The sequence below is a fragment of the Methylobacterium sp. 285MFTsu5.1 genome (assembly GCF_000383455.1).
In the GTDB taxonomy this organism is placed as follows: Bacteria; Pseudomonadota; Alphaproteobacteria; order Rhizobiales; family Beijerinckiaceae; genus Methylobacterium.
In genome coordinates, this window is sequence record NZ_KB911273.1 from 45,814 (window position 1) to 59,427 (window position 13,614).

14 protein-coding genes and 1 tRNA gene are annotated in these 13,614 nt (G+C 74.6%); 7 read left to right on the forward strand and 8 right to left on the reverse strand.

Annotated features, from left to right (window positions below):
- Positions 1-114: 114 nt before the first annotated feature.
- Positions 115-1,716 carry a translation initiation factor 2 gene (locus tag H288_RS32215; protein ID WP_234082872.1) on the reverse strand — a complete coding sequence of 534 codons (1,602 nt, stop codon included), beginning with the start codon at positions 1,714-1,716 and terminating at the stop codon, positions 115-117.
- Positions 1,717-1,843: 127 nt separating this feature from the next.
- On the opposite strand from H288_RS32215, the gene H288_RS35905 reads away from it, so the two are divergent.
- Positions 1,844-2,422: a hypothetical protein gene (locus tag H288_RS35905; RefSeq protein WP_234082874.1), complete on the forward strand. Its 579-nt coding sequence runs from the start codon at positions 1,844-1,846 to the stop codon at positions 2,420-2,422.
- On the opposite strand, the gene H288_RS0108825 is transcribed toward H288_RS35905, so the two are convergent.
- The 5 genes from H288_RS0108825 to H288_RS0108845 form a co-directional block, all read right to left on the reverse strand.
- Positions 2,419-3,126, reverse strand: a complete 708-nt coding sequence (locus H288_RS0108825; protein ID WP_020092225.1) for a uroporphyrinogen-III synthase — start codon at positions 3,124-3,126, stop codon at positions 2,419-2,421. The genes H288_RS35905 and H288_RS0108825 overlap by 4 nt on opposite strands.
- 3 nt (positions 3,127-3,129) lie before the next feature.
- Complete coding sequence (locus H288_RS0108830) at positions 3,130-4,005, reverse strand: aldose 1-epimerase family protein (protein WP_020092226.1); 876 nt, start codon at positions 4,003-4,005, stop codon at positions 3,130-3,132.
- 76 nt (positions 4,006-4,081) lie between these two features.
- Positions 4,082-5,833, reverse strand: coding sequence for an ABC transporter ATP-binding protein (locus tag H288_RS0108835; protein ID WP_020092227.1), 1,752 nt, complete (start codon positions 5,831-5,833; stop codon positions 4,082-4,084).
- 79 nt (positions 5,834-5,912) lie between these two features.
- On the reverse strand, positions 5,913-6,281 hold the full coding sequence (locus H288_RS0108840) for a hypothetical protein (protein WP_234082875.1): 369 nt from the start codon (positions 6,279-6,281) through the stop codon (positions 5,913-5,915).
- 21 nt (positions 6,282-6,302) lie between these two features.
- Positions 6,303-6,989 (reverse strand): DNA-binding protein, encoded by a 687-nt coding sequence (locus H288_RS0108845; protein WP_020092229.1) that lies wholly within the window; start codon positions 6,987-6,989, stop codon positions 6,303-6,305.
- A gap of 291 nt (positions 6,990-7,280) precedes the next feature.
- Between H288_RS0108845 and H288_RS0108850 the strand changes: the two genes are divergently transcribed.
- Entirely contained in the window at positions 7,281-7,946 is a 666-nt protein-coding gene (locus H288_RS0108850; RefSeq protein ID WP_020092230.1) for a response regulator transcription factor, read from the forward strand.
- Entirely contained in the window at positions 7,946-9,271 is a 1,326-nt protein-coding gene (locus H288_RS0108855) for an ATP-binding protein (RefSeq protein ID WP_020092231.1), read from the forward strand. The genes H288_RS0108850 and H288_RS0108855 overlap by 1 nt, the downstream gene beginning before the upstream one ends.
- 9 nt (positions 9,272-9,280) lie before the next feature.
- Here the strand turns inward: H288_RS0108855 and H288_RS0108860 are convergent, their stop codons facing one another.
- On the reverse strand, positions 9,281-10,672 hold the full coding sequence (locus H288_RS0108860; RefSeq protein ID WP_020092232.1) for a PLP-dependent aminotransferase family protein: 1,392 nt from the start codon (positions 10,670-10,672) through the stop codon (positions 9,281-9,283).
- A gap of 114 nt (positions 10,673-10,786) precedes the next feature.
- Between H288_RS0108860 and H288_RS0108865 the strand changes: the two genes are divergently transcribed.
- Together H288_RS0108865 and H288_RS0108870 are read left to right on the forward strand one after the other, a co-directional pair.
- The gene (locus tag H288_RS0108865) at positions 10,787-11,110 is read left to right on the forward strand and encodes a DUF1127 domain-containing protein (RefSeq protein WP_020092233.1); all 324 of its coding nucleotides are present in this window, start codon (positions 10,787-10,789) and stop codon (positions 11,108-11,110) included.
- 40 nt (positions 11,111-11,150) lie between these two features.
- Positions 11,151-12,053, forward strand: coding sequence for an EamA family transporter (locus H288_RS0108870; protein WP_020092234.1), 903 nt, complete (start codon positions 11,151-11,153; stop codon positions 12,051-12,053).
- 101 nt (positions 12,054-12,154) lie between these two features.
- On the opposite strand, the gene H288_RS0108875 is transcribed toward H288_RS0108870, so the two are convergent.
- Positions 12,155-12,231: transfer RNA gene (locus H288_RS0108875), tRNA-Asp, on the reverse strand.
- A 384-nt stretch (positions 12,232-12,615) separates the two neighbouring features.
- On the opposite strand from H288_RS0108875, the gene H288_RS0108880 reads away from it, so the two are divergent.
- The gene (locus tag H288_RS0108880) at positions 12,616-12,981 is read left to right on the forward strand and encodes an NADH-quinone oxidoreductase subunit A (RefSeq protein ID WP_007560754.1); all 366 of its coding nucleotides are present in this window, start codon (positions 12,616-12,618) and stop codon (positions 12,979-12,981) included.
- Between the two features lie 42 nt (positions 12,982-13,023).
- Positions 13,024-13,611, forward strand: a complete 588-nt coding sequence (locus tag H288_RS0108885; RefSeq protein WP_010686017.1) for an NADH-quinone oxidoreductase subunit B — start codon at positions 13,024-13,026, stop codon at positions 13,609-13,611.
- Positions 13,612-13,614 lie beyond the last annotated feature (3 nt).

The following is a 13,614-nucleotide window of genomic DNA, read 5'->3' on the forward strand; positions in this document are numbered from 1 at the left end:
CTCCTGTCGGCGGCCGGCTGGCGGCCGTCGCGGGGTGCGGGAGGAGCGGGGCGCCTGCGCGCCCGCTCGGAGATGGTGCGGCCGCGCAGCGCGCGGATCGGGGCCCTCACCGGCCTAGCGCCCGGGGGCGGCCTGGGCCGGCTGGGCGGCGCCGACCGGCAGGGCCTTGAAGGCGCCGTCGAGCAGCGCGCGCACGGCCTGCTCGGCCTCGGCCCGGGCCTTGAGCTTGGCGCCGAAATCCCCGGCCTGATCCCGCGCCTCGGCCGGGAGCGCCGCGAAGGCCGCCGAGGCCGCCGACAGGTCGCCGCGGTCGAGGGCCGCCTGGACCTTGCTCTCCGGATCGTCCGCGGCCTCGGGGGCGGGCGCGTCGGCCTTGCGGATCTGCACGAGACCGTCGGCCATGCTGAGGAGCTTGGTGCGGAAATCGCCGGTCTCGGCCGCGCTCTTGGCCCGCTGCGCCTGCCGCTTGGCCGCGATCCGCTCGGCGATCGGCCGGAACGTGTCGGCGAGATCGGCCGCCGAGGGCGCGCCGCCGTCCGCGAAGGGCGCGAGGGCCTTGGCCTGCGCGTCGGTCCCCGGATCGAGCTTGCGCAGGGTCGCGAGCGGCTCGGCGTAGCTCGTCCCGGATTCCAGGGCGGCCGCCACGCGGTCGGCGACGACGACCCGGAGCGCCGCCTGGACGGTGCTGGCCTCGGCGCGCTGCGCGACGCTCTTGTCCAGAGCGGCGATCTGGTCGGCCTGCTCCTGCAGCCGCCGGTCGACCGCCTTCGCGGCCTCCGCGGCCTGGGCCTGTCCGGCCTCGGCGGCGGTGCGGCTCGCCTGGGTCGCCGCCTGGACCGCCTCGGTCGCGGCCTTCACCCGCGCGTCGACGGCCTGCTGCAGCGCGTCGAGGCGCTGCCCCAGGGCCGCGTCGGCCTCGGCGTTCGCCTTGGTCTTCTGCTCCACCTCGCTCTGCAGCGCCGCGACCTTCCGGGCGGCCTCCTCGGCCGCGCCCTTGTTGGCGCCGCCATCCTCCACCGCCTTCAGGCGGGTCTCGAGGTCGGCGATCTGCTTCGCGTTGTCCTGGACCACGCCGAGCTTCGAATCGGCCGGCTGGTCGCGACCGGGCTCCTGACCCGGCTCCTCCTGCAGGGCCGCGACGCGCTGGTCGAGGCTGTCGAGGCGGGCGACGAGATCCGGCGGCACCGCGGGGGCCTGACCGGAGGCCTGACCGGCCGCTTGCCCGTCGGCGGTGGACGCGGGCGCCGCACCGGACTTGTCCAGGGCCTGCTTGGCGCTCGCCTCGGCGGCGGCGACGCGCTTGTCGAGCGCCGTCACGGCGTCGCGCGGGGCCAGCCCGTCGAGACGCTTGTCGAGGGACGCGAGCTGGCCGGAGAGCCTCTGGTCCAGGGCGCTCAGGCGCGGGTCGGGACCGATCCCGGCCTTCTCGGCGCCGAACAGCAGGCCGGCGCCGATCACGCCGCCGAGCAGCCCCGCGGCCGCGAGCGAGCCGAACCCGGCCCGTGCCCGGCCGGCGGGCGCGGCGGCGCTCCTGCCGGGATCGACGGCGGCCACCGCGGGGATCGGGCCTTTCGGCGGCTCCTTGCCGTCCCTGGAGGCGTCCTTGGAAGTATCCCTGGAAGCGTCCTTGGAAGCGTCCTTGCCCGGCTCCTTGCCGGCGGCCGGCGGATCCGGGATGCGCTTGGCCTTCAGGTCGATGATCGGGCCGGCCGTCACCGCGCTGGCCGCTGCCGGGCCCGCGGCGCCGGGTGCGCCTCCCCCCGGACGGGGACCGCCCTGCGGGCCGGTTCCGGGCTGCGCGGCCTTCGGATCGATCTTCGCGCCGGACGTCCCGGACGCGGCGGTGGAGGCCGTCGACGACGACGCGGGGGACGCTCCGGTCCTGCCGTCGGAGGCCGACGACGCGGCGCCCGCCGTCACGGGATCGGGCTTCGCACCGGCCGACTGGGCGGCCGGGCCGGTCGACGGCTTCAGGCTGTCGGCCCCGGAGACCGGCTTGCCGGCGTCGGCCTTCGGATCGGTCGTGCCGGGCTTGGCGGTCACGACCGGGTCGGTCGCCGGCCTGGGCGGCATTCCGGACGCGGATCCCTGCGGCCCCCGCACGCCGCCGGCGGCGGTGGAAGAGGTGGAGGCCGACATCGAGGCCGACGTGGAAGCGGACGTCGAGGCCGACGTGGAGGCTGTGGACGCCGACGTCGCGGCCGGTCGGGACGCGCCACCGGGCGGGCTGGACTGCCCGGGCTTGCCGGGCGCGGCGTCCGGCTTCCAGCCGCCGGGGCCGGGCTTGTCGGCGTCGCTGGGTGGTGGCGTCACGGGCAAGTCCTCCAACTCTTCGGCGTCGCCGCGCCCCCCTAGCACCGCGGCGGCGCCGGGCGCGAGGGCGAGATACGGCGGCCCGGCCTCCCTGTCACCGCGCGGTTAGCCCGGTCGCCCTGTCAGGGCGCCGAGCAGGTCCGCTTCGCGCGGGCGTGCCGCGACGAAATGGACCGGAACACCGGCCGCTTCCAGGGGTGCCGCAACATCCGGCGATAGGCAGTAATGCCTCAGCCGGCGGAAAGCTCCGCCGTGCTCCGATCCATCCGCGAGGGCAAGGGCGACGGCAGCGCTGCGCCGGGAATAGTGAAGGGCCGCCTCGAGGCGGTTCTCGGCGAGTTCGCGGCCGACCGCCGGCGGCAGGCGGTCCAGCGGTTCGGCCCGGTACGCCACGAAGGCCGTGACCCGGAATCCGGCGGCCGTGAGCGTCGCCGCCGGTTCCGGCTTGCGCTCGGCTCCCGTCGCGTGGAGGAGTGGCTGGCCGGGCGGCAGCGTCGCCGCCACCAGGCCGGCGAGGCCCGCGGCGTCGCCGGGCCCCTCCCGGACGGGGCCGAGACCGGCCGCGCGAGCCAGGGCGGCCGTCCGAGCGCCGACGGCGAAGACCGGGAGTCTGCGCAGGGCCGGGGCGTCGCGGATCGCCGGAACCGCGTTGGCGCTGGTCAGCAGCAGCGCGGCGAAGGGTCTCATGGGCGGGGCCGCAGCGGTCGGCCGCACGGCCAGGACGGGCGCCACGAGCGGCACATGGCCGAGTTCGGCCAGGGCCGCCCCGGTCCGCGTCGCTCCCGGCTCGGGCCGCGCCACCCAGATCCGCAAGGGCTAGGTCTCCAGCGTCAGGCGGACGCCGTGGCGCGCCGCGGCGCCCGGGGCGAGCAGACGCTGCGAATCGCGCGCGGCGAGGTCGCCCGCGAAGTCCGACCAGTCGGCGTAGCCGGTCCAGCACTCCAGCGACAGGAAGGGTGCGGTCGGCTTGGTCCAGACCGCCAGGTGGGGGAAATCCGCCATCTCCATGCGGATCGATCGTCCGGGGCCGGTGAAGCGCATCCAGCGGCTGCGGGCGTTCCGGAACACGAAGGCCTCGGTGAAGAGCGCCGGATCGAGGGGCAGCGTGTCCCCGGCGAGGGGGATCGGCTGCTCGTCGCGCAGCAGCAGGCCGCCTGGGCCGACCTGCGGGGCGAAGGGCCGCTCCGCCTCCTCGAAGGCGACCGCGTAGCCGCCGTCGCGGGCGCGGGTGCCGCCCGCGAAGGGCCACGGGAAGGCCGGGTGGAAGCCGAGGGCGTAGGGCAGGGGGACGGCGCCGGGATTGGCGACGGTCACGTCGAGGTCGAGCCCCGCCGGGCGGACCCGCGCGGCGATGTCGAGCCGGAACGCGAACGGGTAGTGCGCCCGCGTCTCGGGCCCGTCGGTCAGGCGCAGGGTCACCGCGTCGGCGCTCCGGTCGACCACCGCGAAGGGCAGGTCCCGGGCGAAGCCGTGCTGGGCCATCGGGTAGCGCTCGGACCCGACCGTCACGTGCCCGCCCGCCGAGGCGCCGACCACCGGGAAGAGCCAGGGTGCGTGGCGGTTCCAGTGCTCGGGATCGCCGCTCCAGAGATACTCGGTCCCGCCGACCCGCCACGAGACCGGCTCGGCCCCGTCGGTCGCGAGCGTCGCGGTGGTGCCGTCCGGTGCGGTCAGCTCGATGCGCGTGGTCACGGTGCTCTCCCGGTCTGCCTCGGTGAGCCGAGGTAACGGAGGCGGGGCCGGACGCAAGGCCCCGGCGCGCGGTTGCTCAGGCCGCCGTTCCGAGCCCCGGCAGGACCGCCTCGGGCGGCCCGGAAGCGACGATCCGGCCGGCCTCCAGGACGTGGACCGCGTCGGCGCCCTCCAGGGTCGAGAGGCGGTGGGCGATCAGGATCAGCGTCCGCCGGCCCGAGAGGGCGCGCAGCGCCCGCATCACGGCCGCCTGCGTCTCGTCGTCGAGGGCCGAGGTCGCTTCGTCGAAGACGATGACGTCCGGGTCGTGGTAGAGTGCCCGGGCGATGCCGACGCGCTGGCGCTGGCCGCCGGACAGCCGCGCCCCGCGCTCGCCGACCCGCTCGGCGTAGCCGTGCGGCAGGGCGGCGACGAAGTCGTGGGCGCCGGCGAGCCGCGCCGCCCGCTCGACGGCGGCGAGGTCCGGCGCGTCGAGGCCCAGCGCGATGTTCTCCGCCACGGTCCCGTCCACCAGGAACACCTCCTGCGGGACGTAGCCGATCCGGTTCTGCCACGCGGGCAGGGTGCCGGCATCGAGGGGCCGGCCGTCCACGGTGATCCGCCCGGCGGTCGGGCCCAGCACGCCGAGGATCAGGCCCGCGAGCGTCGACTTGCCCGAGCCGGTGCGCCCGGCGAGGCCGACCGTGGCGTTGACCGGGATCGTCAGGTCGATCCCCGCGAGGGCCGGACGGCCGGTGCCGTAGTCGAAGCCGAGGCTCTCGAGCCGGATCGCCCGCGCGAAGGGCAGACGCTCCGCGGTGCGGGGCCGGGGCTCGCGCTCGTCGGCGAGCTCGTCGACGATCACCCGCACCGCCGGCAGGGTGAAGCGCATCAGCGCCACCGAGGTGAAGATGTTCTGGAAGGCCGGCAGCATGCGGTAGCCCGCGAAGGCGAACAGGCCGAGCAGCGGCAGGATGCCGGCGACGTCGAGCCCCTGGGCGAGCGCGAACAGCACCACCACGATCACCCCGCCGAAGGCCAGGGCCTCGATGACGAAGCGCGGCATCTGGCCGGTGAGCTGGCTCGCCGCGGTGGCGAGGGCGTAGGCCCGGGCCGGGGCGTCGAACCGCGACGCGAACGCCTCCGCGCGCCCGTAGAGCTTCAGCTCGGTGAGCGCCCCGAAGGTCTCCTGCACGATCCGGAAGCGGGCCTCGTTGTCGGCGACGGTGCGGCCGCCCAGCCGGGCCAGCCGGGCGCGCATCACCAGGTAGATCCCGACATAGAGGCCGCCGAAGCCGCCCCCCAGGATCAGCGCGAGCTGCGGCGCGTAGGCCAGCAGGAACGCGATCACCGCGAGCGCCGAGCTCGCCCGCGAGGCGAGCACCGTGGCGGGGGTCAGCGCGCCGATCACCAGCCGGTCGGTCTCGGACAGCACGTTCTTGGCGAGCTCGGCGCTGTTGGCTTTCGCGAAGAACAGCCGCTCCCGGTCGAGGTAGCGGAACAGCAGCCGCCGGCTGAGGCTGTAGCCGGCCAGGTGCGTGAACCGGAGCTGCGCGTAGGTCAGCCCGGCATTCACCAGCGCGGTGACGAGGATCGCCGCGAGCGCGGCCCCGCCGGTCACCAGCAGGAAGCCGCGCTCGTCGGTCAGTCCGAGGGCGCTCCGGGCCTGGGCCAGGTAGGGGATCCGGGTCGCCGCCGACGGGTCCCCGACCAGCGTCAGGAACGGGATCACCGAGGCGACGCCCACCACCTCGAGCAGCGCCGCCGCCGCGAGGCCGAGGGCGATCAGGGCGAGCCGGCGCCGGTCGGCCGACCGCATGGCGCGGACGAGGTCGATCAGCGCGCGCATGGCATCGCGGGGTCTGGCGGGACGGCTCGCATGGTTGGGCCGGGCTTAAGCGCGCCGTCCCGGCCTGTCCACGCCGGGCTCAGTCGAGCTTCTTCAGGGAGCCCAGGTCGACCTCGCCGTCCTGGCCGGTGAAGGTCAGGGTCTGGGCCGCCCCGTCCGCCTGCGCGACGCCGCCGATCCGGTGGTCGCCGCTGTCGTAGGTCGAGACCTGCCCGTCGCGGTCGACGAGGAGGCGGCGCTTGTCCGGGAAGAACGCGTACCTCATCCCGTTTTGCGCGCCGCTGGTCGCGGGCTCGCCGAGATCCTTCGGCCACCAGGGCTCCGCGCCCTTCATCGGTTTCATCGGCTCCATGGGCTCCATGGGTTCCATCGGCTTCATCGGCTCCACGGCGCGCACCTCCTGTCCGGCGAGAGACAGGAGGACGCGGCAGGCGCGGAAGGGTTGCACGCGGGCCCGCCCGGGCACGGCTCAGAGCGGCGGCAGCCCCGGCGCCGGGCGCTCCCGCACCTGGCCGTCGAAGCCGACATGGAGCTGGTGCTCGCGGCCGTCCCGGTCCTTCGCGGCCACCTCGAGATGGCGCGGCCCGCGGCCCGTGACCCGCACGTCGCCGTAGCCCGCCGCCTGGAGCGAGGCGGTCAGGGCGGCCATGTCGGGCTTCGGCCCGAGACCGAGCCGGTCCTTGGCCCAGTCCAGGCTGCCGGTCGGAGGGCCGCCGGCCGGCCCGAGCAGCAGCGTGCGCCCGTCCCCGTGGGTCAGGACCCGGGCGCGCAGGAAGCCGGTCTCGAAGCGACCCTGCACCGTCACGGTCTCGCCCTTGGCGACGAGGCCGCCGCCCTCGCCCTCGCGGCCCGTCTCCACGAGGGCCCGCCCGGTCCCGTCCTGCACCACGAACTTGTTGCCGAAGATCTCCGCGACCTCACCCTTGATGGCGGTCGCGCCGGAGGGGGCCAGGGCCTGGATCGCCACCGGCGCGACCGGCGTCGGCTGGAACGGCGTTCCCTGCGCCAGGGACAGGCCGACGGCGCCCAGGGCAAGCGGCAGCGCCACCGCGCCCACCACCCAGGTCCGCCGCGGCACCGCCCGCGACGCCGGCTTGGCGGCCTCGGTCTCGCGGACTTCCCGCGCGGTCCCGTCGATGGTCTTGTCGTCGCTCATGATCTCATCCTCTGGAGGGTCCGGATCCGCTCGATCCGATGCCCCTTCCTAGGGAGGCGCCGGCAATCCGGTCTGAACCGCGCGGTTCAGGCCCGGTTAAACGCGCCGCCCTAGAGCGCTCCGTGTGGAACCCGTGCGGGTTCAGAGGCTTGGCAGCGGGCGTTGATGCGGGCCGACAGGTCGGCGCCCGGGCGGCCGTCCCGGGAGCCGACGTGAGACCACGGCCCTAAGTGCCGGCGGCAGCGGGCGAAACCGGCCGGCCGCCGCGGTCCAGACGGGGAGGTGAGACCGGTGAAGATCCTGCTGGTGGAGGACGACGCCGCCCTCGCGGCGGAGGTCGCCAAGGTCCTGCGCGCCGAGAACTTCGTGCTCGACCACGCCGCCACCGGCGAGGACGCCCAGCATCTCGGCGAGACCGAGGGCTACGACGCCGTCGTGCTCGATCTCGGCCTGCCGAAGGGCGACGGCGTCTCGGTGCTGCGGGCCTGGCGCGGGGCCGGCCGGACCCTGCCGGTGCTGGTGCTCACCGCCCGGGACGGCTGGAGCGACAAGGTCGCGGCCTTCAAGGCGGGGGCGGACGACTACCTCGTGAAGCCGGTGCGCGTGGAGGAGCTGGTGATCCGCCTCCGCGCCCTCGTGCGCCGGTCCCAGGGCGGGGGCGCGAGCCGGATCACCTGCGGTCCCCTCAGCTTCGATCCGGGTCTCGGCGCCTTCGAGCACGAGGGCCTGCCGCTCAAGCTCACCGGCCTGGAATGGCGGGTCCTGTCCTGCCTGATGCTGAACCGCGAGACCGTGGTGCCGCGCCCGCACCTGATCGAGCGGGTCTACGAGGGCGACGCCGACGTCGATTCGAACTCCGTCGAGGTGATCATCACGCGCCTGCGCCGGAAGATCGCGCCTGCGCGGATCGAGAGCGTGCGCGGCCACGGCTACCGCCTGCACGCGGAGCCCGCCTGATGGCGGCGACGGCGCGGCGCCGCTCGCTCCGCACACGGCTGCTCGCGTCGGCCCTGGTGCTGGTGCTGGCGGCCCTGGTGGTGGCGGGCCTCGCCATCGGTGTGATCCTGCACCGCTTCGTGCGCGGGCAGCTCGACGGCCGGCTCGACGCGCAGATCGTCGCCCTGCGGGCCGGGCTCGAGGCCGGGATCCTCCCGCAGGGTCTCGACGCGCCGCCCTTCGACCGGCCCGGCCCCGGCTGGGCCTGGGAGGTGCGCCGCGGCGCCGAGACGATCCGATCCGGCTCCCTGCGGGGCGGGGACATCCGCCTGTCCGATCCCGGACCGGACGACGATCCGGGCCGGCCGCATCCGGCCTCGGGCACGGGGCCGCGCGGCGAGCCCCTCGTCGCCCGCGTGCTGACCGTGCCCGGGCCCGAGCCGGCGACGATCGTGGTGGCGGCGCCGGAGGGGGAGCTGCGCGGGCCGCTGCGCGAGGCGCTGACGAGCCTCGCCCTGGCGCTCGGCATCCTCGGCCTGTGCCTGCTCGCGGGCCTGGCCTTCCAAGTGCGCCTGGGCCTCGCGCCGCTGACGCGCCTGCGCGCGGACCTCGCGTCGGTCCGGGCAGGGCGGCACGAGCGCGTGCCGGCGGACCAGCCGGCCGAGATCGCGCCGATGGTGGCGGAGCTCAACGCGCTCCTCGACCAGAATGCGCAGAACCTGGAGCGCGCCCGCGGCCACGTCGCCAACCTCGCCCACGCCCTCAAGACGCCGCTCGCCACCCTGTCGATGGCCCTCGCCGAGCCCGCCCGCGACCCGGACGGCGCCCTGCGCCGGCAGGTGGACGACATGGACCGGCGGGTGCGCCATCACCTCCGGCGCGCCCGGGCCGCGGCCCTGGCGGGCTCGGCCCGGGGCCGCACGGCCCTGGCGCCCCGGCTGTCGGACCTGCGCGCGGCGCTGACGCGGATCCACGCCGAGAAGGGCGCGGCGATCGACCTCGACGTCCCGGAGACCCTGTCGGTCTCCTGCGAGGGCCAGGATCTCGACGAGATGCTCGGCAACCTCGTGGACAATGCCTGCCGCTGGTGCCGCGGCCGCGTGCGGGTCTCGGCGTCGGCGCGCGACGGCGCGGTGGCCGTAGTCGTGGAGGATGACGGGCCCGGCCTCGACCCGGCGGCGGCCTCCGCCGTCATGGCCCGGGGCCGGCGCCTCGACGAGGGCGTGCCGGGCCACGGCTTCGGGCTGCCGATCACCCTGGAGCTCGCCGAGCTGTACGGCGGCGGCCTGAGCCTCGGGCGGTCGGATCTCGGCGGCCTGCGGGCGGAGCTGCGGCTGCCGGCCTGACCGTGCCCCTCAGCCCAGCGCCTCCCGGAGGATCGGCCGGATCCGCGGATCGGCGCAGTGGGCCACGTTGAAGCGCATGTAGCCGTTCCACGCATCCGACAGGCTGAACGAGGTCCCGGGCGCCAGCACCATGCCGCGTGCCAGCGCCCGGCGGGCGACGTCGGCCCCGTCGCGCCCGTCGGGCAGCCGCATCCACAGGAAGAAGCCGCCCCGGGGCTGCGCCCAGGTCTCGAGGCCGCAGGCGCGCAGCTCCGCGGAGGCCTGCACCATCGCGCCGGCGAGCCGGCGGCGGGTCTCGGCGAGGTGCCGCCGGTAGGCGCCCTCGGTGATCAGCGCGTGCACCAGCGCGGCCGTGATGTGGCCGTTGCCGAGGCTGAGGGCGAGCTTGAGATCGACCAGCGGCTCGACCCAGTCGGCCCGGAGCGCGATCCAGCCGCAGCGCGCGGCCGCCGACAGGGTCTTGGAGAAGCTGCCGATCTGGATCACGCGCTCCAGTCCGTCGAAGCCGGCGAGCCGCGGGGCGGCCTCGGGCTCGAGGTCGCCGAAGATCTCGTCCTCGACGATGAGCGTGTCGTGCGCCTCGCACAGCTTGAGGAGCCGGTGCGCAACGGTCGGCGCGAGGCTCGCCCCGGTCGGGTTCTGGAGGGCGGCGTTGGTCAGGTAGAAGCGCGGCCGGTGCTGCTCCAGCAGGGTCGCGAGCGCCTGCAGGTCCGGCCCCTCCGGCGTGATCGGCACGCCGACCACCGCCACGCGCTGCGCGCGCAGCAGCGCCAGGAAGTTGAAGTAGCAGGGATCGTCGACCAGCACGGTGTCGCCGGGCTGGAGCAGGAACCGGCAGACGAGGTCCAGCGCCTGCGTAGCCGATTCGACCAGCACGATCTGGTCGGGCTCGGCGCCGACGCCCTTCTCGCCGACCTTGCGGGCGATCTGGTGGCGCAGGGGCTCGTAGCCCAGGGGCCGGTCATAGTTGGTCATCTCGGCGAGGTCGGCCCGGGCCACCCGGCGCAGGCCCCGGCGGATCGCCTCGTGGGGCATCCAGGAATCGGGCAGCCAGCCGGCCCCGGGCTTCAGCTGGTCGGAGCCGGCCTGCTGCGCCTGACGGGTGATCCAGAGCGGGTCGACGATCCGGTCGAGCCGCGGCCCCATCGCCTGGAGCGAGAGCGGCCGGGTCTTGCCGGCGACGTAGAAGCCCGAGCCCGGCCGCGGCACCACGGCGCCCTCGGCGGCGAGGCGCTCGTAGGCCTCCACGACGGTGGATTTCGAGACGCCCATCGTCTCCGCGAAGGCCCGGACCGAGGGGATCCGCACGCCCGGGACCAGCCGCCGCGCCGCGATCCGCTCGCGGATCTCGCCGACCACGGCCTCGACGCGCGTCCCTGGGCTTCTGACTTCGACCGTCATCCGTACTGCTCAGTCGTCCGGACAATTCTTCCGAACCGTACCGAAGTGTTCCTGTCGCCGCCAGCCCCCGCCCGCCAGGATCGCGACGCCCCGGAACGATGGAGGAGGGGATCCATGACTCAGTGCCTGACAGAGACCGCCGCCCTGGAAACCCGGATCGGATCCCGGATCAGATCGCGCGGCGGATGGCTCGCCCGGATGGCCGGGCCCGTGCTGACGGTCGCCGCCGAGGTGCGCGCGGGCCTGACGCGGGCGGCGATGAACCGCCGCGTGCTCCAGCGCCTGTCGACCCTGTCGGACCGGGAACTGAAGGATATCGGCCTGACGCGGCAGGACGTGGCCGATGCCTGCGTGCCCGGCACGGTCGACGCGATCCACCTGCTGGTCGGCCGGCGCGACGAGCGACGCCACGCTCGGGCGGCCGTGCGGCCTTGGTGATGCGGTGGTGACGCGGCGGCGTGCGGCGTAGGGTGCGCGCATGACGCTGCGCGACGGGCTCGCCGCAATCCTGGTGGTCACGATCCTCGGGCTGGCCTTCGTGGCCATCAAGGTCGGCCTGGAGACGGTGCCGCCGCTGATGCTGTGCGCCCTGCGCTTCGGCTTCGCGGCGCTGCCGGCGGCGCTGGTGATCCGGCCGCCCCGGGCCCCCGTCGCCCTGGTGGCGGGGTTCGGCCTCGCCCTCGGGGTCGGCCAGTTCGGGCTGCTCATGACGGCGATCCGCCTCGGCATGCCGGCCGGGCTGTCGTCGCTCCTGATCCAAGTCCAGGTCCCGTTCACCGTGGCGCTCGCCTGGGCGCTGCAGGGGGAGCGCCCGCGCCGACGGCAGATCCTGGGCGGCAGCATCGCGCTCCTCGGCGTCGCCGCGGTGGCGCTCGGGCGGGGCGGGGGCGCCCCGCTCGGCCCGCTGATCCTCGTCGTCGGCGCGGCCCTGTCCTGGGCCAGCGCGAACGTCGTCGCGAAGCGGATCGGCCGGGTCGACCGCCTGGCGCTGATGGTCTGGAGCAGCCTCGCCACCACGCCGCCCCTGCTCATCCTGTCGCTGATCGTCGAGGGGCCCGGGGCGCTCACGGCGCTGGCGCATCCGAGCTGGGGGGCGATCGGATCGGTCGCGTTCCAGGCCTACCCGACGACGCTCCTCGCCTTCGGCCTCTGGAACGGGCTCCTGACCCGCTACCCGGCGGCTGCCGTGACGCCCTTCGCCCTGCTGGTGCCGGTGGCCGGCATCCTGAGCACGCATCTCGTCCTGGGCGAACCGCTGAGCGCCGACATCCTGACCGGGGGAGGCCTGATCCTGACGGGAATCGCCCTCAGCCTGCGCGGGACGCGGCCGGGCGCGGTCGCTCCACCAGGTCCTTCCCCCGAATCGTCGAAGGTGGCCTGACCGCACGGTCGAGCCATCACCCGTCCCGCTCGGGCGCGCGCGACTGCGCGTCGGCACGGTGCACCGCGAGACGAATTCTGATGGTGATATCGAGGGGGACGTGGCGCGGGCGACGGGGCTCGAACCCGCGACCTCCGGCGTGACAGGCCGGCACTCTAACCAACTGAGCTACGCCCGCACGGCGTGGTCGCTTCGAAGGGGCGTTTCGCCCGGCGACGGGGCGGGGTTTATGGGGCGCCCGGTGCCCTGTCAAGCGCGTCCCGCACGGATTCGCATCCGCCTCGATCCGCGACCGCCGCCGCAGGCATACCAGCCCCCCCGACTCGGGCCTGCGCGCTTCCGTCGTGTTGCGCCGGCGCCGCGCAAGCCCATCTCGGACATGACCGACAGGACGACCGACAGGACGGCTGACAGCGCGCTTTGTGCGACGCGACAAGCCATTGTCACGGGCCGGCGGCTCGACTAAGCCTCCGGCCGCGCGCATCCTGGCATAAGAACAATTCCACGGGCGGATCCGGGTCGGCGTCGCACCGCGGTTTCACTCGTCTCGCGAGGCCCTGGCATGACCGGATTGTTGGCGGATTACCTGCCGCTCATCGTGTTCATCGGCGTGGCGCTGTTCATCGCCACGGCGCTGCTGGTCGTCCCCTTCCTGGTGGCCTTCAAGAGCCCCGATCCCGAGAAGCTCTCGGCCTACGAGTGCGGCTTCAACGCGTTCGACGACGCCCGCATGAAGTTCGACGTGCGCTTCTACCTCGTCGCCATCCTGTTCATCATCTTCGACCTCGAGGTCGCGTTCCTCTTCCCCTGGGCGATCACCTTCGGGGATCTGGGCTGGTTCGGCTTCTGGTCGATGATCGTCTTCCTGGGCGTGCTGACCGTCGGTTTCGTCTACGAGTGGCGCAAGGGCGCCCTCGAATGGGATTGATCTCCCGCCGCTCGCCGCCCGCACCGAATTCTTGAGTCGCCGATGGCCCTGATCACCGACACCAACCGCGCCCCCGCGATCGCGCCCCAGCCGAAGGGGATCATCGATCCCAACACAGGCCGCCCGATCGGCGCGGACGACCCGACCTTCCTGTCGATCAGCGACGAGCTGGCCGACCGGGGCTTCCTGCTCACCACCACGGACGAGCTGATCAACTGGGCCCGCACGGGCTCGCTGATGTGGATGACCTTCGGTCTCGCCTGCTGCGCGGTCGAGATGATGCAGATGTCGATGCCGCGCTACGATTGCGAGCGATTCGGCTTCGCCCCCCGCGGCTCGCCGCGCCAGTCCGACGTGATGATCGTCGCCGGCACGCTCACCAACAAGATGGCCCCGGCTCTGCGCAAGGTCTACGACCAGATGCCGGAGCCCCGCTACGTCATCTCCATGGGCTCCTGCGCCAACGGCGGCGGCTACTACCACTACTCCTACTCGGTGGTGCGCGGCTGCGACCGGGTGGTGCCGGTGGACATCTACGTGCCCGGCTGCCCGCCCACCGCCGAGGCGCTGCTCTACGGCGTGCTGCTGCTGCAGAAGAAGATCCGCCGGACCGGCACGATCGAGCGCTGAGGA